Origin of the sequence: Streptomyces sp. NPDC088785 (assembly GCF_044750685.1) — a bacterium.
In the GTDB taxonomy this organism is placed as follows: domain Bacteria; phylum Actinomycetota; class Actinomycetes; order Streptomycetales; family Streptomycetaceae; genus Streptomyces.
This window is the reverse complement of record NZ_JBIVKH010000004.1, coordinates 74,059-96,469: the sequence shown is the minus strand read 5'-3', so window position 1 is coordinate 96,469 and position 22,411 is coordinate 74,059. Positions and strand designations below refer to the sequence as shown.

20 protein-coding genes and 2 pseudogenes are annotated in these 22,411 nt (G+C 71.9%); 12 read left to right on the top strand and 10 right to left on the bottom strand.

Annotated features, from left to right (window positions below):
• Nucleotides 1–56 precede the first annotated feature (56 nt).
• Nucleotides 57–491, top strand: coding sequence for a GNAT family N-acetyltransferase (locus ACIP5K_RS14440; RefSeq protein WP_401409215.1), 435 nt, complete (start codon nt 57–59; stop codon nt 489–491).
• On the opposite strand, the gene ACIP5K_RS14435 is transcribed toward ACIP5K_RS14440, so the two are convergent.
• Nucleotides 488–1,048: an MSMEG_1061 family FMN-dependent PPOX-type flavoprotein gene (locus tag ACIP5K_RS14435; protein WP_401409212.1), complete on the bottom strand. Its 561-nt coding sequence runs from the start codon at nt 1,046–1,048 to the stop codon at nt 488–490. The genes ACIP5K_RS14440 and ACIP5K_RS14435 overlap by 4 nt on opposite strands.
• Before the next feature lie 264 nt (nt 1,049–1,312).
• Entirely contained in the window at nt 1,313–2,464 is a 1,152-nt protein-coding gene (locus ACIP5K_RS14430) for a WD40/YVTN/BNR-like repeat-containing protein (protein ID WP_401409210.1), read from the bottom strand.
• A gap of 190 nt (nt 2,465–2,654) precedes the next feature.
• On the opposite strand from ACIP5K_RS14430, the gene ACIP5K_RS14425 reads away from it, so the two are divergent.
• Nucleotides 2,655–3,071: an SsgA family sporulation/cell division regulator gene (locus ACIP5K_RS14425; RefSeq protein ID WP_401409207.1), complete on the top strand. Its 417-nt coding sequence runs from the start codon at nt 2,655–2,657 to the stop codon at nt 3,069–3,071.
• A 54-nt stretch (nt 3,072–3,125) separates the two neighbouring features.
• Here the strand turns inward: ACIP5K_RS14425 and ACIP5K_RS14420 are convergent, their stop codons facing one another.
• Nucleotides 3,126–3,788 carry a GPP34 family phosphoprotein gene (locus tag ACIP5K_RS14420; protein ID WP_401409204.1) on the bottom strand — a complete coding sequence of 221 codons (663 nt, stop codon included), beginning with the start codon at nt 3,786–3,788 and terminating at the stop codon, nt 3,126–3,128.
• 278 nt (nt 3,789–4,066) lie between these two features.
• Here ACIP5K_RS14420 and ACIP5K_RS14415 point away from each other — a divergent pair, with 278 nt between their 5' ends.
• The 4 genes and pseudogenes from ACIP5K_RS14415 to ACIP5K_RS14400 all read left to right on the top strand — a co-directional run bounded on the left by ACIP5K_RS14415 (nt 4,067) and on the right by ACIP5K_RS14400 (nt 8,435).
• Complete coding sequence (locus ACIP5K_RS14415) at nt 4,067–5,686, top strand: ABC-F family ATP-binding cassette domain-containing protein (protein ID WP_401409201.1); 1,620 nt, start codon at nt 4,067–4,069, stop codon at nt 5,684–5,686.
• Nucleotides 5,687–5,832: 146 nt separating this feature from the next.
• Nucleotides 5,833–6,412: pseudogene (locus ACIP5K_RS14410) on the top strand (N(G),N(G)-dimethylarginine dimethylaminohydrolase).
• Nucleotides 6,413–6,517: 105 nt separating this feature from the next.
• Nucleotides 6,518–7,495, top strand: a complete 978-nt coding sequence (locus ACIP5K_RS14405) for an acyl-ACP desaturase (protein ID WP_401409198.1) — start codon at nt 6,518–6,520, stop codon at nt 7,493–7,495.
• 274 nt (nt 7,496–7,769) lie between these two features.
• Nucleotides 7,770–8,435: a YceI family protein gene (locus ACIP5K_RS14400; protein ID WP_401409195.1), complete on the top strand. Its 666-nt coding sequence runs from the start codon at nt 7,770–7,772 to the stop codon at nt 8,433–8,435.
• A 47-nt stretch (nt 8,436–8,482) separates the two neighbouring features.
• On the opposite strand, the gene ACIP5K_RS14395 is transcribed toward ACIP5K_RS14400, so the two are convergent.
• Together ACIP5K_RS14395 and ACIP5K_RS14390 are read right to left on the bottom strand one after the other, a co-directional pair.
• A complete protein-coding gene (locus ACIP5K_RS14395; RefSeq protein WP_401409192.1) occupies nt 8,483–8,725 on the bottom strand; it encodes a WhiB family transcriptional regulator in 243 nt (80 codons plus the stop codon).
• A 77-nt stretch (nt 8,726–8,802) separates the two neighbouring features.
• Nucleotides 8,803–9,594, bottom strand: coding sequence for a VOC family protein (locus tag ACIP5K_RS14390; protein ID WP_401409189.1), 792 nt, complete (start codon nt 9,592–9,594; stop codon nt 8,803–8,805).
• A gap of 254 nt (nt 9,595–9,848) precedes the next feature.
• Here ACIP5K_RS14390 and ACIP5K_RS14385 point away from each other — a divergent pair, with 254 nt between their 5' ends.
• Nucleotides 9,849–11,069, top strand: a complete 1,221-nt coding sequence (locus ACIP5K_RS14385) for a glycoside hydrolase family 64 protein (RefSeq protein WP_401409186.1) — start codon at nt 9,849–9,851, stop codon at nt 11,067–11,069.
• Between the two features lie 24 nt (nt 11,070–11,093).
• Here the strand turns inward: ACIP5K_RS14385 and ACIP5K_RS14380 are convergent, their stop codons facing one another.
• From ACIP5K_RS14380 to ACIP5K_RS14370, 3 genes are all read right to left on the bottom strand, one after another.
• Nucleotides 11,094–12,680 (bottom strand): GMC family oxidoreductase, encoded by a 1,587-nt coding sequence (locus ACIP5K_RS14380; RefSeq protein ID WP_401409183.1) that lies wholly within the window; start codon nt 12,678–12,680, stop codon nt 11,094–11,096.
• 146 nt (nt 12,681–12,826) lie between these two features.
• Nucleotides 12,827–14,338 (bottom strand): glycoside hydrolase family 6 protein, encoded by a 1,512-nt coding sequence (locus ACIP5K_RS14375; protein WP_401410195.1) that lies wholly within the window; start codon nt 14,336–14,338, stop codon nt 12,827–12,829.
• Nucleotides 14,314–15,441, bottom strand: coding sequence for a hypothetical protein (locus ACIP5K_RS14370; RefSeq protein ID WP_401409180.1), 1,128 nt, complete (start codon nt 15,439–15,441; stop codon nt 14,314–14,316). The genes ACIP5K_RS14375 and ACIP5K_RS14370 overlap by 25 nt, the downstream gene beginning before the upstream one ends.
• Before the next feature lie 246 nt (nt 15,442–15,687).
• Between ACIP5K_RS14370 and ACIP5K_RS14365 the strand changes: the two genes are divergently transcribed.
• The 3 genes from ACIP5K_RS14365 (at nt 15,688) to arr (ending at nt 17,199) form a co-directional block, all read left to right on the top strand.
• Nucleotides 15,688–16,080, top strand: a complete 393-nt coding sequence (locus tag ACIP5K_RS14365) for a LacI family DNA-binding transcriptional regulator (RefSeq protein WP_401410193.1) — start codon at nt 15,688–15,690, stop codon at nt 16,078–16,080.
• Between the two features lie 67 nt (nt 16,081–16,147).
• A complete protein-coding gene (locus tag ACIP5K_RS14360; protein WP_401409177.1) occupies nt 16,148–16,738 on the top strand; it encodes an SMI1/KNR4 family protein in 591 nt (196 codons plus the stop codon).
• A gap of 50 nt (nt 16,739–16,788) precedes the next feature.
• Entirely contained in the window at nt 16,789–17,199 is a 411-nt protein-coding gene (gene arr / locus ACIP5K_RS14355) for an NAD(+)--rifampin ADP-ribosyltransferase (protein WP_401409175.1), read from the top strand.
• A gap of 96 nt (nt 17,200–17,295) precedes the next feature.
• Here arr and ACIP5K_RS14350 read toward each other — a convergent pair whose 3' ends face one another.
• A complete protein-coding gene (locus tag ACIP5K_RS14350) occupies nt 17,296–17,565 on the bottom strand; it encodes a GlsB/YeaQ/YmgE family stress response membrane protein (RefSeq protein WP_401409172.1) in 270 nt (89 codons plus the stop codon).
• A 233-nt stretch (nt 17,566–17,798) separates the two neighbouring features.
• On the opposite strand from ACIP5K_RS14350, the pseudogene ACIP5K_RS14345 reads away from it, so the two are divergent.
• Nucleotides 17,799–18,672: pseudogene (locus tag ACIP5K_RS14345) on the top strand (SAM-dependent methyltransferase).
• A gap of 16 nt (nt 18,673–18,688) precedes the next feature.
• Here ACIP5K_RS14345 and ACIP5K_RS14340 read toward each other — a convergent pair.
• Nucleotides 18,689–19,636, bottom strand: a complete 948-nt coding sequence (locus ACIP5K_RS14340; protein WP_401410191.1) for a multicopper oxidase domain-containing protein — start codon at nt 19,634–19,636, stop codon at nt 18,689–18,691.
• A gap of 257 nt (nt 19,637–19,893) precedes the next feature.
• Here ACIP5K_RS14340 and ACIP5K_RS14335 point away from each other — a divergent pair, with 257 nt between their 5' ends.
• Nucleotides 19,894–22,410, top strand: coding sequence for a ThuA domain-containing protein (locus ACIP5K_RS14335; protein ID WP_401409169.1), 2,517 nt, complete (start codon nt 19,894–19,896; stop codon nt 22,408–22,410).
• The last annotated feature ends 1 nt before the right edge of the window (nt 22,411 follow it).

The following is a 22,411-nucleotide window of genomic DNA, read 5'->3' as shown; positions in this document are numbered from 1 at the left end:
GCCGCACACCCTAGACGCCCGTTCCCGGCGGCTCCGCGACCTGTAGCATGTAAGCCATGAAGCAGATTACTGACCCTTACATCGTTGAGCCGGGCGTCCCCTCGGTCGAGGTGTTCCGGCGGTTGCGGACGGACGCGGGGCTCTCCGACCGGAGTCCGCGGGCCGCGGCGCTCGCCCTGCCGAACACCTGGTTCGGCGTCCTGCTGCGGCACCGCGGCGAGGAGATCGGGATGGGCCGGATCATCGGGGACGGCGGCACGGCGTTCCAGATCGTCGACATCTGCGTGCACCCCGCCCACCAGGGCCGGGGCCTCGGCCGGCGGATCATGGCGGCCCTCACCGACGAGCTGGAGCGCCGGGCGCCCGCGTCCGCGTACGTGTCCCTGATCGCGGACGGCCCCGCCAGGTTCCTCTACGAGAAGTTCGGCTTCGTGGAGACGTCCGCGTACGGGTCGGTGGGCATGTCCCGGGTGATGCCGGGCGCTTCCTAGGGCCCGACCGCCGGTGACCGGGTGGGGGTTCGCGGCTCCCAGAGGCCCGCGCGGCGCAGCGACTGCGGGCAGTGCAGGTAGATCTCGTCGATGTCCAGCAGCAGGGCGAGCCGCGGGCGCTGCCCCCTGACCTCCATCAGGTCGAAGAAGGGCGCGTCGGTGAGGATCCGGGCGCGGCCGTTGACCCGCAGGACGTCCGTCGCGCCGGGTATCAGGAACAGCAGGCCCGCGTGCGGGTTCTGGAGGATGTTGTGGAAGCTGTCGCCCCGCCGGTTGCCGGGGCGGTCCGGCAGGGCGAGCGTGCCGTCGTCGACGACGTGGGCGAACCCGGGGCCGTCGCCGCGCGGCGACACGTCGCAGCCGCCCCGCGCGTCGGAGGTGGCGAGCAGGCAGAACGGCGAGCGGGCGATGAGGTCCCGGTCCTGCCGGTCGAGCCGGTCGTGGACCTTGTCGATCACGATGGGGTGCGGCTCGCCGAGGATCTCCCGCAGCTGGTCCGGGTCGCGCAGCTCCACCTGGCCGGTGGCCGGCTCGCGGGTTTCGGTGGCGTACGGCAAGCCGTCTCCTGAGGTCGTGCGGGTGGCGCCCAGCCGGACATCACCCCCGTGTTCGAATGTGAGGTTAGCCTGACCTTACCTGTGGTCTGACCTCACCTGTGGAGGGTGTCGCTCCGGATGGCGGCCGGGCGCCGTACACGCCGGTGAACAGGGCGGATCCGGCTGAGCCCGGCGCACCTGGCTGGACGGGGTGGCCGCCGTGTGCGCGGACCGGATCACCGGGCGCGTGGCCGGGAGGCCCGGGCCTCCCGGGCGGCCTGCGGCCTACCGCACCAGGCGGGCCGCCCTGCCGTGCTCCCCCGCCGCCCAGCAGCCGCCGTCGCGGGCGCAGTCCACGGTGTCGTACGAGCCCGGGTCGACCGTGCGCCAGGAGCGGCCGCCGTCCGTGGTGAGGTCGGTGCCCGTCGGGCCGACCGCGAGGGCGGCGCCGCGGCGGTGCGGGAGCCAGGCGACGCCGGAGCGGTAGGCGGGCGGTCCGGTGGTGGCCGCCGTCCAGGTGCGGCCCGCGTCGCCGGTGACGGCGGCGGCGCGCGGCGAGGGCTGGTCGGCGCGGTAGTCGCCGCCGACGGCGATGCCGTGCGCGCGGTCGCGGAAGGCGAGGCCGAAGACGCCGCGCGCCGGGTCGCCCGCGGGAACCGTCGTGGTGCCGGCCCGCCAGGTCCGCCCGCGGTCGGCGGAGTGCAGCACGCGGGCGTCCGCGCCGCCGCCCGTCGCCAGCCAGACGTCCCGGGGGCCCGACGTCACCAGGCACTGCCCGGACGCGGCGAAGCCCGCCTCACCGGGCAGCGCGGGCGGCATCCCGGCGCTCGGCAGCACCGACCAGGACCGGCCGCCGTCGCGGGTCGACAGGAGGCGGAACCGGCCGTCGACCGGATCGCTCATCGCCAGCCCGTGCCGGGGGTCGAAGAACGCCACGCAGTCGTAGAACGCCTTCGGGTCGGTGTTGCGGAACGACTCCGTCCAGGTGGCGCCGGCGTCGTCCGTGCGGAAGATCCGGGAGGCGTCGCCCTCGCCGATGGCCAGGACGACGGCGCGGCGCGTGCCGAACGCCTCGACGTCGCGCAGCTCCAGACCGGCCGCCCCGGGCGGGGACACGTCGCGCCAGTGCCGGCCGCCGTCGGTGGTGCGCAGGACGGTGCCCCCGGTCCCGGCCAGCCAGGCGGCGGACCGGTCGACGGCCGCGAGGCCGCGGAACCGCACGTCCGTCCGCGAGGTCTCCGTCGGGTGCCAGGACGGCTGCCGCACGGACGCGGATGCGGATACGGGTGTGGATACGGATGCGGGTGTGGATACGGGCGCGGACGCGGACGCGGTCGTCGGGTTCGTGCCGACGGCGAGGACGCCCAACAACGCCGTCACCACCGGGCCCAGGACGCGCGGGATCCTCCGGCGTCTCGATGTTCGCGGTCTCCCCATGGCGCGCGAAGCTAGCCCACCGTCCCGGCCGCGTCCAGAGCACCGCGAAACGACCTTGATTGAAACCGGTGACAGAGGTCACTTGTTTTTCGTCCGACATCAGGTGCACGGATTCTCTCGTTCCGCCGTCTAGTCGAGAGAGGCCCTCAGAGCGTCCGTCGCTCTCCGTCCAGTCGTAAGGGAGCAGGCGTTGTCCACCGTCATCGAGCAAGCCGTCGAGGCCCGTCTCGTCGCCGCCGCGCCACGCATGGCGAGCATCCCCGCGACCCTGCGCTACGACACGCACGACCCGTTCGCCGTCCGCATGTCGTTCCCGGCGGCGGCGACCCTGGAGGGCGTCGACGTGTCCTGGACGTTCGCCCGCGAGCTGCTGACCGGCGGCCTGACCGAGTCCGTCGGCGCGGGGGACGTCCGCGTGCGCCCGTACGGATACGACCGTACGGTCCTGGAGTTCCACGCGCTGGAGGGCACCGCCGTCGTCCATCTGCGCTCGGACGACGTACGGCAGTTCCTGACGGGCACGACGCGGCTGGTGCCGACGGGCGACGAGGGCCGGCACATGGACGTGGACGGGTACCTGGCCGAGCTGCTGCGCGACGCGCTCTGACCGTCTCCCCCGGTCGGGCGGGGAGCCGGCCGGGGCCATCGGGGCGACGCGGTCTCAGCCACCGCCCCCGTCCGACGCCCGCGCCGCCTCCGCGGACTTCACGGCCGCCTCCAGTGCCGTGCGGATCTCCGGCACGGCGGGTCCGGCGAGGGCGGCGAGAGCGGTGAGCCGGTCCGCGTACCGGCGGCGCTCGCGGCCTGAGAGCAGGCCCCGGAAGTGTCCGGCGGCGGCGAGGACGAGGAGGGCCGCCCGGTCGGGGTGGACGGCGTCGGGCGCGTCGGGCCCGGTCAGCGCGTTCCTGGCCTCCATGCGCAGCACCTCCACGTACCCGGCGCGGAGCAGCGTGTACCGGGTGCCGGGGAACAGGCCGAGGACGCGGCGCCGTTCGGCCGCGAGCCAGCCCGCCGCGACGAGCTCGCGGCGCACCGTGTCCCGGGTCAGGCGGGCCCGGTGGGTGATCAGGCGGCGCCAGGAGCGTGGCCGCGACTCCTGGATCAGTTCGAGGAGCTGGTCGAGGACGGGGTCGTCGGTGCGGCCGTCCGGCACCGGGGTGACGACGCCGTCGATCTCGCGGACGAGGCCGCGCGCGGCGAGCTCGGCGAGGGCCCCGGCGCGCACGGCGAGGGCCAGGTCGGGGGCGCCGGTCACCCGGTCCTTGCCGGGGTCGTACGCGACGAGGAGCAGGCGGGCGGGGAGCGACGGGGAGCCTTGGGGCACGTCCCCACGATAATTCTTTGACAGCCCCCGGGCAGCTCCCTAGCGTGGATGCCGGTTCTGTTGCCGTCGAAACGGAGAAGGACGTTGCTCCTCTGAGGTCTTGAGACACCGCGCGTGTTCCGCAGCCGCTGCGTGCTGCGCGATCCGTGTCGTGCGAGACCTCGGCGCATGAGCCGTCCTCCCCTCGGTACAGGCCCTTTTTTCGTTGCCCGGGTCCCGCGGTGTCTCGAACGCGTCGCATCACGTCACCGTTCGCACCGAGCAACCGCGAGGCCTGTATGTCACATCCCCGGAGCAGTCCCGGTTCCCCCACGATCTCCGTCGCCGTCACCGGAGTCGACTACGCCTGGCCGGACGGCACCGGCGTCTTCGACGGCCTCCAGGTCGCCTTCGGCCCCGGCCGCACCGGACTGATCGGCACCAACGGCTCGGGAAAGTCGACCCTGTTGAAGCTGATCGCCGGTGAGCTGCGGCCCGCCGAAGGCACCGTGCGGGTGGCCGGCGAGGTCGGTCACCTGCCGCAGAACGTCACGCTGGACACCGCGCTGCGCGTCGACGACGTCCTCGGGATCGCCGGCGTCCGCACCGCGCTGCACGCCATCGAGTCGGGCGACGTGGCCGATGAGCACTTCGCCGTGGTCGGCGACGACTGGGACGTGGAGGAGCGCACCGTCGCCACGCTCGCCCAACTCGGCCTGGACCACATCGATCTGGACCGCACGGTCGGGGAGCTGTCGGGCGGCGAGTCGGTCCTGCTGCGCCTCGCGGCGCTGCTGCTGCGCCGCCCCGACGTGCTGCTGCTCGACGAGCCCACCAACAACCTGGACCGGTACGCGCGACAGCGGCTGTACGGGGCCGTGGAGCGCTGGCCCGGAGTGCTGATCGTCGTCAGCCACGACCGTGAACTCCTCGACCTGGTCGACCAGATCGCCGATCTGCGCGGCGGTGAGGTCACCCGGTACGGCGGCAACTACTCGGCGTACGAGGAGGCGCTGGCCGTCGAACAGGAGGCGGCGGAACGGCTGGTGCGGGTCGCGGAGTCGGACCTGAAGCGGCAGCGGCGCGAACTGACCGACGCGCACGTGAAGTTGGCGCGACGCAGGCGCTACGCACAGAAGATGTACGACACCAAGCGCGAGCCGCGGGCGGTGATGAAGCTGCGCAGCAGATCGGCGCAGGTCTCGGCGGGCAAGCACCGGATCGTGCACGAGGAGAAGCTGGCCGAGGCCAAGGAGCGGCTCGACGAGGCCGTGGAGGCGGTGCGCGACGACGACGAGATCCGTATCGAGCTGCCGTTCACGGCGGTGCCGCCGGGGCGTTCGGTGCTCACGCTGCACTCGCTGGCCCTGCCCTACGGGTCGGGGGTGAGCGGCGAGTTCGAGCTGCGCGGGCCGGAGCGGGTGGCGCTGGTCGGGCGCAACGGGGCGGGCAAGACGACGCTGCTGCGGACCATCGCCGGGGAGCTGGCGCCGGCCGGGGGCGAGGTGATCACGCACGTGCCGTGGCGGTTCCTGCCGCAGCGGCTCGACGTGCTCGACGACACGGCGACCGTCGCCGAGAACGTCGCCCGGTTCGCGCCGGACGCCGACGTCAACCGGATCCGGGCCCGGCTGGCCCGCTTCCTGTTCAAGGGCGCCAAGGCCGATCAGCGGGCGGCGACCCTGTCGGGCGGTGAGCGCTTCCGCGCGACGCTGGCCGCGCTGATGCTCGCCGAGCCCGCGCCGCAGCTGCTCCTGCTGGACGAGCCGACGAACAACCTGGACATGGCGAGCGTGCGCCGCCTGACGTCGGCCCTGGAGTCGTACGAGGGGGCGCTGATCGTGGCGAGCCACGACCTGCCGTTCCTGGAGTCGATCGGGGTGACCCGGTGGCTCGAACTGGGCGGCGGGACCGGGTGACCGCCCGCGGCACCCCGCCCCGCGAGAAGGAGGTGACGGCCGTGTAACGGGGTATTCCGCCGTGCCCGCCGCGCTGTGCATGATGGGCCCGCAGCCGTCGCCCCGCACCCGCGGCAGCGCGGCGCCGTGACCCGTGGAGACCCCCTGTGCCCAGCATGAAGGCCCTCGTCCGTCGGCCGGGCCCGCGCCCGGCCGACGGGCTCGTCACGCACGCCGAGCGCACTCCCGTCGCCCCGGGGAGGGCGCGGGCGCTGTGGCGGGTGTGTGTGGCGGTGCTGGAGGGGCACGAGTGGCAGACGGTCCCGGTGGAGCCGGGCGTCGCGCGGATCGTGACGCGCGTCGGCCGCTCCGTCAGCCGGGCGGGGGAACCCGGCACGCCGGACGGCGGCGGTGTACTGAAAGGGGGCGACACGCTCTACGTGGGACGCTGCGGACGCACGAACACGGCAGGGCTACGGCGACTGCGCGCCGCCTGCGAGCCGCTGGGCGCGCGTGCTGGAGCACGCCTCGCGCTTCCCGCGCTTCCTGCCCGTGCCGGAGGGAGCGGGCGCCCACGTGGCGCCGCAGGGCGGAACCCGCCTGCTCATGGCGGCCGGCGCGCCCGCGTCGGCGGAGTGGTCGGCGGGCCTCGGTCATGAGCCCGTTCCGGCTGACATCCCGGAGTTCGAGAAGCGTAAAAGATGTGTGACGTGTCTCTCAGTGCGGCTCCGTGACCTCTCCGCGTAACCCCAGCTCTTTATCGAGCGCTTAACCTACGGCAACGTAACCTACGACACCGTAGGTAGTACCGCTCGTACCGCTCGCTGTACCTCCGTCCCCCAGGAGCTTCCCGTGACCGTCATCTCTCCCCGCCTCGGCTCGTCGACCACATGGACCGACGCCCGCCTTCTGTACGCGCTGGAGGAAGTGGTCGAGAAGGAGCTGAACCGCCATCTGAAGGTCGCCAAGGACTGGATGCCGCACGAGTACGTGCCCTGGTCCGACGCCCGGAACTTCCCCGGCCTCTTCGAGGACGGCGAGGCCTGGCGGAAGGACCAGTCGAAGGTCACCGAGGTCGGCCGCACCGCGCTGATCGTCAATCTGCTGACCGAGGACAACCTCCCCAGCTACCACCACGAGATCGCGACCCTCTTCGGCCGCAACGGCGCGTGGGGCACCTGGGTGCACCGCTGGACCGCCGAGGAGGGCCGGCACGGCATCGTGATGCGCGACTACCTCCTCGCGTCGCGCGCCGTCGACCCGGACCAGCTGGAATCCTTCCGCATGTCCCACATGAGCGAGGGCTACGAGTCGGACAACAACCACTCGATGCTGCACTCGATCGCGTACGTCGCGTTCCAGGAGCTGGCGACCCGGATCTCGCACCGCAACACCGGCCACCAGTCCGGCGACCCGGTCTGCGACCGCATGCTGTCGCGCATCGCGACCGACGAGAACCTGCACATGGTGTTCTACCGGAACCTGCTGAAGGCCGCCTTCGAGCTGGCGCCCGACCTGACGATGCAGTCCGTGCGCGACGTCGTCGTCGACTTCCGGATGCCCGGGCACGGCATCCCCGGCTTCGAGCGGGCCGCCGCGCAGATGGCGATCGGCGAGGTCTACAACCTGCGGATCCACCACGACGACGTGATCCAGCCCGTGCTGCGGTTCCTGAAGGTCATGGAGATCGGCGGGCTCGGCCCGGAGGGCGTCAAGGCTCAGGAGGAGCTGGGTCTGTTCATGAACGGCCTGGACACCGAGGCGTCCAAGTTCGACGAGAAGCTCGCGGCGCGCAAGGCGCGGATGGCGGCCAGGGCCGCGGCCGTGTAGGTCCGGCCGCACCGGTCGCACGGGCCGTGGTCGCGGCCGCTCGTTCACCGGGCGGCCGCGACCACGGCCCTTCGCGTGCGCGCGACGCGCGCCACCCTCCCGATCACGATGGGTGACATCGGTCTGTCCGGCCGTGCGTTCACATCCATGGCGATCCTGTGCAGCTTTGACCGCCTTACCCCGCAGAACTCGGACGAGACCGCCCAACTCGCCGCCCGCGTCCCGCCGATGGCGTGATAACACGGAGTGATCGAACAGAAGGAGGCTCGCCCGCATGGGTATCTTCAACCGTCGTCACCCGGTCGCGACCATCGACCCGGCCCCGGCCGTCGTCAGCCCTCGCACCCCGTTCCCGGGCGAGAGCACCGGCGAGGTCGCGCTCGATCCCCGGCTGCGGGCGCTGTCCGGGCAGTGGACCATCGACCGGCCGCACAGCCGGATCGGCTTCTCCGTGCGGCACGCCATGGTCACCACCGTGCGGGGCGCCTTCGCCGACTACGACTCGACGCTGTACTTCGACGGCGCGGTGCCGTCCCGCTCCCGCGCCGAGCTGGTGATCCGGGTCGCCAGCGTGGACACGGGCGTGGAGCAGCGTGACGCGCACATCGTGGGCCGGGACTTCTTCGACGCGGCCCAGCACCCGGAGATGGTGTTCCGCAGCACCTCCACGGTCCACGAGGGCGGCGGGACGTTCCGCATGGCCGGGGACCTGACGATCCGCGGGGTGAGCCGCCCGGTGGATCTCCAGCTCGACTATCTGGGCTCGGTGCTGGACCCGTTCGGCTTCGAACGGTCCGGGTTCGACGGCACCACGACCATCGACCGCACCGAGTGGGGGCTGGTCTACAACAAGCGCCTGGAGGCGGGCGGCACCATGGTCAGCGAGAAGGTGCGCCTGCAATTCGACATCTCGGCGGTGCGGGCCGCGCCGGAGGGTTAGGGCCGGTCCTCCGCGCCCCGGTGCCCCCGGCGCCCCGCATCCGTGGGTCAGCCGCGCCGGAGCTGATGCCGCTCCTTCTCGGAGAGCCCGCCCCAGACGCCGAAGCGTTCGTCGTTGGCCAGGGCGTAGTCGAGACAGGCCGGGCGGATCTCGCAGAGGCGGCAGATCTGCTTAGCCTCTCTGACCGAGCTGCCCGGTTCCGGGAAGAAGAAGTCGCCGCCGGTCTGGGCGCACAGGGCCTGGTCCTGCCAGGTGGGTTCGGCAGGCGGAAGGGTCGTCGTCGCGTGCATGGGGCGAGCCTCCCGCCCGGCGAAAAACGTTCGATCAACGCGCGATCAACGCCGCACCGGGCGGGGCACCTCCCCGGCTACCGCTGGTCCGGATCGCCCCTGAGCACGGCGAACCCGGCGCCGTGCGGGTCGGCGAGCTGGGCGATCCGCCCCACCCCGGGGACGTCGACCGGGGCCGAGCGGATGTCGCCGCCGAGCCGCCGCGTCGTCGACGCCGTCGCGTCCACGTCCGGGACGTGGAAGTACGGCGTCCAGTAGCCGCCCTCCCCGGCCCGCACCGGCTCGGGGTCCAGGGGGACGATCCCGCCGAACATGGCGTTCTCGTCCGTGCCCGCCGGGTTCACCGTCGTGTACGTGCCGCCGGGGAACTCCACGTCGAACGCGCCCCAGCCGAAGACCGTGCCGTAGAACGTCCGGGCGGCGGCGAGGTCGGGGGTGTACAGCTCCAGCCAGTTCAGCCCGCCGTCCTCCGTCACGTGCTCCAGGCCCCGGTGGACGCCCGGCTGCCAGATGCCGAACGACGCGCCGCCGGGGTCGGCGATCATCGCCATGCGGCCCAGGTCGCCGACGTCCGTCGCCGGGAGGAGGACGGTGCCGCCGGCCTGCTCGGCCGTCTTGACCGTGGCTTCGGCGTCACCCGTCCCGAAGTAGACGCTCCAGGCCGGCTCGCCCTGCTCGGCGGTGACCGTCATGGCGCCGGACACCGCCTTGTCACCGAGGCGGAAGGTGCCGTACCCGCCGAACTCGGGACCGGCCGACGCGAACCGCCAGCCGAAGAGTCCGCCGTAGAAGGAGACCGCGCCGTCCAGGTCCGGGGTGCCGAGGTCCAGCCAGACCGGTCCGCCGTTCACGAAGTCTGTGGTGATCATGGTCGTGCCCTCTCCGTCGAGGGAATGTCCCGTGTGTGCTCCGGACCTCCGAGTCTTCCACCGCCCACTGACAATCGCCGTCCCACCACGCCTGACCAGGCAAGGTACGGACCATTCGGCCACCCCCCGGTCGCCTTCAACACCTGAACGCGATCAATTCCTGGGAGCGCTCCCCGTCCTAAGTCTTGACGCCTCTTGCCGCTCTCGCCACAGTGGGGCTCCCCCACACCCCCCACATGTCGGGAGTCTCGATCGTGATATCTCGCAGACTGTTCCTCGCCGGCGCCGCCACCACCGCCGCAACGGCGGCCACCTCCCTGGCCTGGCCGGCCTGGACCGCGGGCGCCGCGCCCGCCACCTGTGAACTGGCCCTGGAGAACAAGTCGTTGAGCGGTACGGTCAACGCGTACGTCACCGGGCACGAGCAGTCCACGGGCAACTGGGTGCTCCTGAAGGCCGACGGCGGCGTCTACCGCCCGGCCTCTCCGAGCGCCCCGCAGACCCCGCTGCCCGTCGACTGCGCCATCCCGCTGGGCGCGGCGGGCTCCGCGCCGAAGGTGGTGACGCTGCCTCAGATGTACGGCGCGCGCGTGTACTTCGTGCGCAACGACACGCTCGACTTCTTCCTCAACCCGGGCCCCTCCCTGGTCGAACCGGCCTTCGCCACCGAGGCGGACCCGAACTACGGCAAGACCTGGTCGTTCTGCGAGTTCACCTTCAACTCCGACCAGCTGTACGCGAACATCAGCTACGTCGACCTGGTCACCGCGCTGCCCATCGGGCTGACCCTGGAGGGCGACACCACCCACACCGTCGCCCCGCTGCCGGACGGCGCCGTCGACCGGATCGCCGCGGACCTCGCCGCGCAGGCCGCCGAGGACGGGCAGCCCTGGGACCAGCTCGTCATCAAGGGCGGCGACGGGAAGGTGCTCCGGGCGATCTCGCCGCAGAACCTCATGGCGCCGTTCTTCGGGCAGCCCGACCGGATGCCGTTCCGCGACTACTTCGACGCCTACGCCGACCAGGTGTGGGCCAAGTACGCGGGCACCGACCTGAGCATCGACCTCCAGGGCGGGCGCGGCGTGTTCACCGGCCGGGTCAGCGGCGGCACGCTCACCTTCAACGGCGGCCACACCTTCACCAAGCCGACCGCGAAGGACATCTTCACCTGCAACTACGGTCCGTTCGCCAACAACCCGGCGGACTCCGACGACAAGAAGGGGCTGCTGGCCCGGCTCGCCGCCGGATTCAACCGCGGCATCATGCTCACGCACCCCTCGCAGCCGAACGGCGCCGGGTCCGGGGACTACTACCGGGACGCGACGACGAACCACTGGTCGCGCATCGTGCACGCCAACTCGCCGATCGGCTACGCGTTCCCGTACGACGACGTGCGCCCCGACGGCGAGCCGGACGTCTCCGGCGCGGCGAACGACGGGAATCCGCGCCGTTTCACGGTGAGCGTCGGCTCCTAGGCCCGCCCGCGCCGGGCCGTCGCGTCACGCGCGGGCGTCCTCGCGGATCAGTTCCACCGCCTTCTCCGCGAGGGCGACCGTGGGCGCGTGCGTGTGGCCCCGGGTGATGTGCGGCATGACGGAGGCGTCGACGACGCGCAGCGCCTCGGTGCCGCGCACCCGCAGCCGGGGGTCGGTGACCGCGTCCGCGTCCGTGCCCATCCGGCAGGTGCCGACCGGGTGGTACAGGGTCTCCGCGCCGGCCCGGACGGCGCGGGCCAGCGCCTCGTCGTCGACGACGCCGGGGTAGCCGCCCAGGGGCGAGGCGTGCAGCGGGCTCAGGGCGGGATCCGCGAGCAGTTCCTCGGCGCGGCGCACCCCCGCGATCAGCGTGCGCAGGTCCTCGTCGGCGGTGAGGTAGTCCGGGTCGATGGCGGGCCCGGAGCCCGGGCCGGTCGGGGTGATGCGGCCCTCGCTGCGCGGTTGGAGCAGGACGACGCCGATGGTGAGTCCGTGCTCGGTGGGCGGGGTGAGCCCGTGGTTCACGAAGGGCACCGGCGCGAACAGCAACTCGACGTCCGGCGCGGTGAGTTCGGGGCGCGACGCGAGGAAGGCGACGGCCTCGCCGATGTTCGAGGTGAGCGGGCCGCGGCCGCCGAGCAGGAAGCGGGCGAGGTTGGCGGGGGTGTCGGCGCCGGTGAGCGAGACGGGCCGCGGGCAGCGGACGGTGACCGCGTAGGAGAGGTGGTCCTGGAGGTGGCGGCCGACGCCGGGCGCGATGACGCGGGGGGCGATGCCGGCGGCGGTCAGCGCCTCGGGGTCGCCGATCCCGGCCTGCTGGAGCAGGTGCGGCGAGCCGATGGCGCCGGCGCTGAGGACGACCTCGCGGGTGGCGCGCAGGGTGCCGGCGGGGATGCCTTCGGCGACGACCCCGGCGGCGCGGATGCCGTCGAAGTCGATCCGGGTGACGCGGGCGCCGGTGATGATGTCGAGGTTGGGGCGGCGGGCGGCGGGCTTGAGGTAGCCGTCGGCGGCGCTCCAGCGGCGGCCCCGGTACTGGTTGACCGGGGTCATGCCGAAGCCCGTGTGGTCCGCCTCGTTCACCTCCGTCAGTTCCCGCAGCCCCTGGGCGCGGCAGGCGTCGAGGAACGCGGCCGTGGTGGGGTTCGGGGCGCGCTGGGGCGAGATGTGGAGCGGGCCGTCGGTGCCGTACACCGACCGGGCGGGGCGTTCGCCGCCCCACCGTTCGGCGCGCCGGAAGTACGGGGCGAACGCGTCGTAGGCCCACTCCTCCCCCGCGGCCTCGCCCCAGGCGTCGTAGTCGGAGCGGTGGCCGCGCACCCACATCATCGCGTTGAGGGAGGAGGAGCCGCCGAGGGTGTGGCCGCGCGGCCAGTACAGCTCGCGGTCGTCCAGGGCGGGCTGCCCGGTGGTGGCGAGGTCCCAGTCGTACGGCGTCTTGAACAGTTTCGGGAAGGCGGCCGGTATCCGGATCTCCGTCTTGCGGTCGCGGGGCCCCGACTCGACGAGGGCGACCCGGACGGACGGGTCCTCGCTGAGCCGCCCCGCGAGGACGCACCCGGCCGAACCGGCTCCGACGATGACGTAGTCGTACGTGCGGTCCTTGCTCAACTCGGCTCCCTGGCTACGGTGGTGACCGCAGTGCGCGGTGCGGCGCACTGGTGTTACCGATGGTTTACACCTCGGCGGGGCCGACCGTACACAGCGGGTCGGGGTGGGCCCGGTGGTCTTGCGGGCCCACCCGTCGGTCCGTTCCGTCAGGTGCCGTCGATCAGGCGGGTGGCCTGGTCGGGGCTGAAGGTTCCGGCCGGGACGCCGGGGGCGGTGCCGCACCGGCCGTCCGAGTTTCCCGGCGTCTTGATCCAGAGCAGCATGTCGGCGCCGCCGCCTTCCTGCGGGCGGGTGCCGAGCTTGCGTCCGGCCGGGTTGCACCATTCACCGGCGAGCTTCCCGTTCCCGTTGCGGCTGGTGTCGACGACGACGTGCGAGCCGCCGCCGAGCGCCGCGTCCACCCCGTTCGCGTAGGTCGTCGAGGCGCTGGTGGAGTAGTAGTTGGAGACGTTGACCGCGAAGCCGCGTACGTCGGCGATGCCCGCGCCCCTGAGCCGTCCCGCCATGGTCGCGGCGTCGGTCCAGCCCGCGTTGCCCGCGTCCAGGTAGGCCCAGGTGCCGGGTGCCTTGGCCTTCAGCATGCGGGTCGCGTACGTGAGCATGCCCAGGCGGTCCTGGATCTGGGTGTCGCTCATGCAGGCGAAGTCGCCGAGCGCGTCCGGCTCGATGACGACGACGGCGGGCCGGTCCGCGAGGGCCGCCGCGAACGTGGAGATCCACGTCCGGTACGCGGCGACGCTCCCGGCGCCGCCCCCGGACTCGCCGCCGCACGCGTCGCGGCCCGGGATGTTGTAGGCGACGAGCACCGGCAGCCGGCCGTGACCGGCCGCCTTCCCCACGTAGTTCGCGACCTGTGCCCCGGTGGATCCGGTGCCGAACCAGGCGGCGATGGGCTGTTCCGCGATCTGGGTGCGGATGGCGGCCGCGCGGGCGCCGGTGGGGTGCGCCGCGACCCATGTGGCGGGGTTCGAGGCGGTGTTGACGTAGAAGCCGTTCGTGTCGGACAGCGGGTCTGCCGCGGCCGGTTGCGCAGTGGCGAGCGCGCAGGCGGTCACCGCCACGGCGGCCGCGCCGATCCGGCCGAAGGTCCTGGGGGTACGCGTCATCGCGTCACCGTTGAGGACGATCAGCCCGTCGAGGAGGTTGCGGCCCAGGCGGTCGACTTCCTGGACGGTGAGCATGTCGCCGTCGCGGAGGTAGTCTAGGGCGGCGGTCAGGCCGGGGCGCTCGTCCACGGCAAGCTTGCCGCTGACCTTCTCCTCGAAGACCTTGAGGCAGATCGCATCGAGGGCGTCGTGCTGGCGCAGGGTCTTCTGCTTGTCGGTGCTGACGCGGACCAGTCCGACAAGCGCCTCGGGGTAGCCCTTCCGTTCACCAAACGTCTTCAGACGGCGGTCTGAACGCCAGCAGTTGATGAACGGGAAAATGAACGGTTCCGGCGAGGAGCCGGGCCGCAGGGCGACTCCTCGCCGCGGGCTCGGTAAACGGTCGATAGATGAACGCGGGCGCGTGCCCTGACTATCGGGGGGATCATCGAGGCGAGCCCTGAAGCCGCCAATAGTTGATCTTGGAGGCGTCGGTTCTTCTGCCGGGCGATGGTGGTCGCGTTCGGGGTGTCGGGCGACCGTGTCGACTACGTCCTTGGATGCACAATGCATTTCCCCGACTGATCGCACAGCCTCCATGGCTGAACAATGAAAACCCACGTCTGCCGGGCGTCCGTGGGTACGGAGTCGGTGCGTTTACGCAGGGGCTTGCCGTTGCCGTCCTTCAGCTGGACCCACCGCTTGGTCTGGTAGGAGTCGGTGTAGTGGACCTTGATGCCCCACTGGCACGACTTCCCCCGTGGGGCGATCGCGTGCACCTTGTAATTGCCCGAGGGCTGGCCGCCTCCGACCTCGATGACATGGGTGCTGAAGTAGGACTCGCCTTGTCCCTCGACCTCATCGGTCAGCACCGGTTCGTCGACGAGGGACGGAATATGGAGCTGGAGACCTTCATAGGATGCTCCGCCCTGCTCCGGAAGTTGCACGATGGTGTGCCCGGTGCTCTTCCGGCAGACGACGTCGATGGCCTGCCAGCCGTTGATGGTCACCGCGGTGGACCGGGTACTCATCACGTTCATCTGGAACACGTCGGCGTACCCTCCGAGGGTGGGTGACGCCAGCTGATCCTTGTACCGCTCGGGGGCGTTCTCCAGCGTGGCCACGGTGGAGAGCGGGCGGCCGCCCAGTTTCTTCAGGTACGAGAAGGCGCCCGAGCGGTCGTTCTCGACGGCCACCAGTTTCTGCTTCTCTTCGGGAGTCAGTGCCCGGTCGAGAACCACGGCCCATGTCTCGGGCTCGGCCTCCTCGGGCCGCACGGACACCGTGAACGGCACCTTGTCGGCGTCGTACTCCGCGTTGGAGTCGTTCTCCCTGCCCACACTGGGTTTGATCATGAGGTAGCCGGTCAGCGTGTCCCGGAAGACGGCCATGAGAGCGATCGACAGCATCACCAGCAAGGTCACCGCTCGTCGCCGCCGAGAGGAGCCGGGTGCCAGGCCGAGCGTCTCGGCGACGATCGATGCGAAGCTCTCACGCGCTCCGTTTCCCTCGTCGGCGTCACCCTGTCGCGGGGGCTGCGAGGCCGCGGCCGGCGGGCCGTCGGCCGAGTCCCCGTTATGCCCGGCCTGTTGTGGGGCCGGCTCCGCAAGAGCGCCGTCAGCACCGCCCGGCTGCGGACCATCCCGTCTCTGGTCCGGTGGCTCGGTCGTCGTCATGCTCGTCCCCCGTAGGTCCGCCACGCTTCGGTCCACGGGCTGCACCCCTGACGTACAGTGCCCCGTCGAGCAGGCGTCACCTCTGGTGACCCACCCGTCGCGTCCGGGACGCTGCCGCCGTGCACCTCCCAATATCCCCTCCACACCCATCCTCAGCATCGGCGACAGCACGAGATATCGCCATAGTGTTCGCCTCCATCACGCGAAGAGGCCGGCTGTTCGTCGCACGCTGCCTGGACCGGCACCCTGTTGACCCTCATCCCGGCCCACGGGGCCGGCCTCGACGGGCGGCGGGTGGCCCACGGCGACTTCTCCCGGGAGGGCGGCGCCCGCGCGATGACGCAACTGCTGGACCGGCACGGGGACCTCGACGCCGTGTTCGTGGCGTCGGACGCGATGGCGGCGGGCGCCCTGGAGGCGCTGCGCGGCGCGGGCCGCGCGGTCCCCGACGACGTGGCCGTCGTGGGATTCAACGACATCGTCACCGCCCAGCACACGACCCCGGCCCTGACGACGGTCCGCCAGCCGATCGAGGCGCTGGGCCGCGAGATGACCCGCATGCTCCTGCGCGCGATCAACGAGGACACCCCGACGCCGCTGATCCTCTCGACCGAGCTGGTGGTCCGCGAGTCCGCCTGACCCGCCTGACCCGCGGGCGGACCGGCGGAGCGCCCTCCGGTGTAGTCCTTCGGGCCCCTTCCCCCGCATGATGATCGACATGAACACGGAGAACCCCGACCCGGCCGAGCTGGCCGCCCTTCGCCGGAGCCTCGCGTGCCGCCCGGGGGCGGCGCCGCCGGCGGGCTGGGCGGCGGTGCGCTCCTTCGAGGCGGAGCACGGCGTCGTCCTGCCGCAGCCGTACCGCACGTTCGTCGCGGAGATCTGCGACGGACTGCGCGCGGGACCGCCGTACTACGGCCTGCTGCCCTTCGCCGAGGCCCCCGGCGACTGGGGCGCGGACCGCCCCGAGCGCGTGCTCGCCGAGCCCTTCCCGCTCACGGCGCCCTGGCTGTGGGAGGAGGACGACGACGAGCAGGAGCCACCGGACGCGGAGTCCGAGGCCCGGCAGGACGCCGCGTACGACCACGGCTCGCTGCTGCTGGGCACCGACGGCTGCGGCATGTACTGGCACCTGGTCGTCACGGGCCCGCAGCGCGGCCATGTCTGGCTGATCGACGAGAACGGCGCGGTCCCCTTCGGGACCCGCCCGGAGAGCGACCTGATGCCGGGCACTCCCGGATTCGCGGGATGGGCGGCCCACTGGGCCGGAGGAGGTTCCTGGTTCGGGGACGCGTGACGACGTCCCGGACCGATCGGGGCGAGGGGCCGGGCTGATAATCTTCCGCGATGGACGAGGTGCTGGACGAGGGGCCGTTCTTCCACGGGACGAAGGCCGACCTGAAGGTCGGGGACCGGCTCAGCGCCGGCTTCCGGTCCAACTACCGGCCCGAGATCGTGATGAACCACATCTACTTCACCGCGCTGCGCGACGGCGCGGGGCTCGCCGCCGAACTCGCGGCCGGGGACGGGGCTCCGCGCGTGTTCGTCGTCGAGCCGACCGGTGACTTCGAGAACGACCCGAACGTCACCGACAAGAAGTTCCCCGGCAATCCCACCCGCTCCTACCGCAGCAGGGAACCGCTCCGCATCGTCGGTGAGGTCACCGACTGGACGCGGCTGACGCCCGAGGCCCTCCGGATGTGGCACGACCGGCTGACCGCGATGCGGCGGGACGGCCGCGCCGAGATCATCAACTAGCCCGCACCCGAAGCGATACGAACGGCTCCGCCCTCCCGGGGTTCCCGGGAGGGCGGAGCCGTTCGTACGGTGCGGCCGGTGGATCCGCGCGTGGGCTCAGGCGCGACGTCGATTACCTGTGATCACGCGGTAGAGGATCAGCAGGATCAGCGAGCCGACGATGGCGGCCACCCACGTGGAGAGGTTGAAGAAGCCGTCGATCGAGTCGACGCCGAAGATGACCTTTCCGAGCCAGCCGCCGAGAAGTCCGCCGGCGACGCCGATCAGCATGGTGATGATGATGCCGCCCGGGTCCTTGCCCGGCAGCAGCAGCTTGGCGATGGCTCCCGCGAGCAGTCCAATGACGATCCACGCGATGATACCCATCAGGCGCCTCCAACCAGGGGAAATAAGAACTGATTAAGCGAGTGCTCCACCGCTCCGCCTTCAAACCCACACAGCTGCCCACGGGATGTTCAAGCCCTCGCACCGGGTCCCGGACGTCGATCCCCGACCGCACGCCGACGGCCACCTGCACCCCGGCCGGCCTGCTCGGGGGAGGAACGACGGTCTAGGCTGGCCCGGTGACTGGGGAACGGGAGCGGCCCGCGCCGTCGGGCGTGTGGGCCACCGCGGTCGGGGTGGCCCGGGTGCGGGCGCTGGAGACCGGCCGGGCGAACGCGCTGTTCCACGACCCGCTGGCCCGGGCCTTCGCCGCCGCCGGCGGCCTGTGGCCCTCCGGAGCGCCGCTGCCCGACGACGAGGCCGCGCGGCGCCGCCGGCGGCCTGTGGCCCTCCGGAGCGCCGCTGCCCGACGACGAGGCCGCGCGGCGCCGCCGGCTCGCCGTGTCGTACTCCATCGTCGTGCGGACCCGGTTCCTCGACGACCTCCTCCGTGCGGCGTCGGCGTCCGGGATCCGGCAGGTCGTGCTGCTCGGCGCGGGCATGGACAGCCGGGCCTTCCGGCTGGACTGGCCCGAGGACACCCGGCTGTTCGAGGTCGACACCGCGGCGCCGCTGGAGTTCAAGGAGTCGGTGCTGCGCCAGGAGCGGGCCGTCGCGCGCTGCGAGCGGATCACCGTCGCGGTGGATCTGCGGGACGACTGGCCGGGCGCGCTGGCCGCCGCGGGCCACGACCCGGCGGAGCCGACCGTCTGGATCGCCGAGGGGCTGCTGATCTATCTGCCCGAGGACGCCGTGGAGCTGCTGCTCGCCCGGATCGGTGCGCGGTCGGCGGCGGGCAGCCGGATGGGGCTGACCCTGGGCTCGCGCGGCACGGTCGAGCGCTTCGGCGCGGACGCCGCGCCGGGATCGGCGGCGTCCCTGTGGGTCTCGGAGATGCCCGACGACCCGGTGCGCTGGCTCGCCGGGCACGGCTGGGAGGCCGAGAGCCACACCCTGCGCGAGCGGGGTGCCGCCTACGGCCGCCCGGCCGGCACCCCGGCGAGCGGTACGGAGGGTCCCGGCGGACTGGTCGCGGCGGTCCGCCGGTGACGGGCTCACATCTGATTCACATGTGATGGGGGTCGTCGTAGGCCGGGATCGACCCGTCGGCCTTCTTCACCAGGAACAGACCCGCCATCCCCATGTCCGAGTGGCTCTGGACGTGGCAGTGGTACATCCACGCCCCGGCGCCCACCCCCTCCCCCGCGATGATCTGGAACCCGAACGAGTCGGCCGGGCCGCAGATCTTGTTGTCGAGGACCTGCGTCGGGTCGTCGGGGCCGGTGAGCAGGCCGGTGCGGTTGTCCGCCCAGCGATGACCGTGCAGGTGGAACGTGTGGTAGTACTCGCCGTGCGTGATCATCACGATCTCGACCCGGTCGCCGACGGTGGCCTCGAAGGTCGGCGCCTCGTGGGCCGCCCTGTTGTTGATCGTCATGTCGTTGAAGACGATGGTGAAGGTCTTGCCGGGGTCGGGCAGGACGTCGCCCTTGCGGCGCACGACCACCGGGCCGTACAGGCCCTTGCGGATGCCGCCCGTGCCGTGGTCGGTGCCCACCACGTGGTCGTGGTAGTGCCAGTAGCCGGCCGTGCCGGGCCGCCAGGTGCCGTCCTTGCGGCGGCCCGGGGCGTGGGTGCGCCAGGTGTAGGTGCGGGTGCCGCCGGGCTCGACGTGGCTGCGGTTCATCCGCGTGCCGTCGCTGGAGACCTCGTAGTCCATGCCGTGGACGTGCAGGCTGGCGTCGACGTCGGTGAGGTTGTGGAACTCGATGTGCAGCGTGTCCCCCTCATTGAGCTCGATCAGGGGGCCCGGGACGGACGCCTTGCCCTTCTCGAAGCCGTACCCGAGCTGCCCGTCCGCCAGCTTCTCCGCGAACAGGGTGATCCGTCTGACCTCGCCGCCCGCTGGCGCGGTGCGCGGCGGGGTGTCGGCGCCCGCCGCGGGCGGCGCCGCGGCCCCGATGGACAACGATGTCACCCCCGCCGTCGCCGCCACCGCGCCGCCGATGAGCATGCGGCGGCTGAGCGCGCGTCGGTCGCTCTCGCTCGCTCGGTTCGCCTCTTCGTGGTCCGTCACGGCCAACTCCCCAGCCTCGTACCGGCATTCACGTCACACAGGGCATCGCGCCGATCACCGTAGCCAGCTGATCTTCGTTTATCCACACTCAGGACAAAGTTCGTGCGATTGCGGTCATACCTATTGGCGGGCCGCGAAAAGAGGTCTAGCTTTCACCGCGCTGTTGCTGTGTCCGACGAGGGGTGAGTGAACACATGCGGCGCTTACCGCATCAAATGCCTTCTTCCCTACGAGAGTTCAGAGCGAGCAGGCGCAGACGCCGCCGGGTCCTGGCCGGCGGTGTCGCCGCCGGCGCACTCGCGGCGGGCCTGCTGAGCATCCCGAACGCCAGCGCCTACCCGGATCCCGGCGCACCGCCCGTGACAACGATGTCCGTCAAGTCGCCGCCCGGCGGCGCCACGGTCCGGGTCCTGCTGTTCTACGGGTCGGCGGCGGGCGGCGACGCGTCGCCCGTGGTCGACGCGGGCATCGAGGCGATCGAGTCGATCGGCCGGACGGGCCCGGCCGGGCAGCGGTTCACCGTCACCGCGACCGACGACGCCTCCGTCTTCACCAACGGGACCCGGATGGGGCGCTTCAACTCCGTGGTGTTCCTGACCGGCGGCGGGGACGTCCTCGACCCGGACCAGGAGGCCGGTCTTGAGGCGTACATGGAGGCCGGCGGCGGTTTCGTCGGCGTCCACGACGCGGCGCGCGCCGAGCCGTACTCGGACTGGTTCACGGGGCTCGTGGGCGCCCGGCCCGCCGCCTCCTCGCCGACGGACACCCAGCGGGCCACCGTCGAGGTCGGCGACCGGGTGCATCCGGCGACGAAGGACCTGCCGGTCCAGTGGAAGCGGCCCGACCAGTGGCTGAACTGGGCCGAGAACCCGTCCGGCGACGTGCACACCGTCGCCCGGGTGCGCGAGTCGACGTACCGGCCGGGGGCCGGCGCCAACGGCGGCGACCATCCGGTGAGCTGGTGCCGTGACTACGACGGCGGCCGGTCCTTCTACACCGGCATGGGAGGCACGGCCGCCAGCTACGACGAGGCGGACTTCCGCGACCACCTGCGCGGCGCGCTGCTGTGGACGACGCGTCTGGTGCGCGCCGACTGCAAGGCGACGATCAACGGCAACTACAAGGCCGAGCGGCTCACGCAGGCCAATCAGCCCGGGCGGAACGACCAGATCGGCGAGCCGCACGGCCTGGTGAGCGCGCCCGACGGGCGGATCCTGTACATCGGACGCGGCGGCGCGGACTCCTCGCAGCCCGTCGTCACGGACTGGAACGACCCCGACGTCGGCAAGGGCAAGGGGCAGATCCACGTCTACGACCCGAAGACCAAGAAGGTCACCCTGGCCGGCGAGTTGACCGTCTTCGGCAACAAGGGCGGCGGCGACGAGCTGGTCAAGGTCGAGGAAGGGCTGCTCGGCATCGAGCTGGACCCGGGGTTCGAGCGGAACGGGTGGGTGTACCTGCACTACACACCGCACGCGCAGCTCGACCGGGACAAGCAGCTCGCCGAGCGCAGGGTGTCGCGGTTCACGCTCGACCCGGCCACGGACAAGCTGGACCTGGGCAGCGAGAAGGTGCTGCTCAAGTGGCCGGTGCAGGTGCACAGTTGCTGCCACGCCGGGGGCGGGATGGCCTGGGACTCCAGGGGGAACCTGTACATCGCGACCGGTGACAACAACTCCTCGCAGTTCAGCGACGGTTACTCGGGCAACAACCCGCAGCCGAACTACAAGGGCGTCTCGTTCGCCGACGCGCGCCGCACCGCGGGCAACACCCACAACCTCAACGGCAAGATCCTGCGCATCCACCCGGAGGCCGACGGCACGTACACCCTGCCGGAGGGCAACCTCTTCACCGGCAAGGAGACGGCCGAGGGCGGCGGCAAGACGCGCGGCGAGATCTATGTGATGGGCGTCCGCAACCCGGCGCGCATCTCCGTCGACAAGAAGACCGACACCCTGTACGCGGGCTGGGTCGGTCCGGACGCCGGTGAGCCGTCGACGACCTGGGGGCCGGCGAAGTACGACACGTTCGCCGTCATCACCAAGGCGTCCAACCGCGGCTGGCCGTACTGCATGGGCAACAAGCAGCCCTACCGCGACCGCAATCTGCCGGACCCGAGCAAACCGCTCGGCTGGTACGACTGCGACCACCCGAAGAACGAGTCGCCGAACAACGACGGGCTCGTCAATCTGCCGCCGGTCACCGGGAACAACATCTGGTACTCGCCGCAGGGCGGCGCCCCGGACTATCCGCGCGACGCCAAGGGCGTCCCGTCCTACAAGCAGGACGAGGCCACCTATCTGCTGCCGTGGCTCAAGGGCGGCGGCCAGGCGGCCATGGACGGGCCGGTCTACCGGTACGACCCCTCGGTCACCAGCGCCGGCCAGTGGCCGGGCTACTGGGACGGCAAGTGGTTCGTCGGTGACTTCTACGACTCCGACCAGCCGCGCAACGCGGTGGTGATGGATCCGTCGACCCAGGGCGACGGCGGGCTGCCGGTCCACTCCGAGTCGCTGAAGAAGATCGTCCCGGTCGGGAACGACGGCATCAAGAACCTCATGGACTGGAAGTTCGGTCCCGACGGTGCGCTGTACGTCCTCGACTACGGGCGCGGCTTCTTCACCTCCGACTCCAAGTCGGCGCTCTGGAAGGTCACGTACACCGGCGGCGGGCCGACCCCGGCGGCCGATCAGCTGGCCAGGAAGGGCTGAC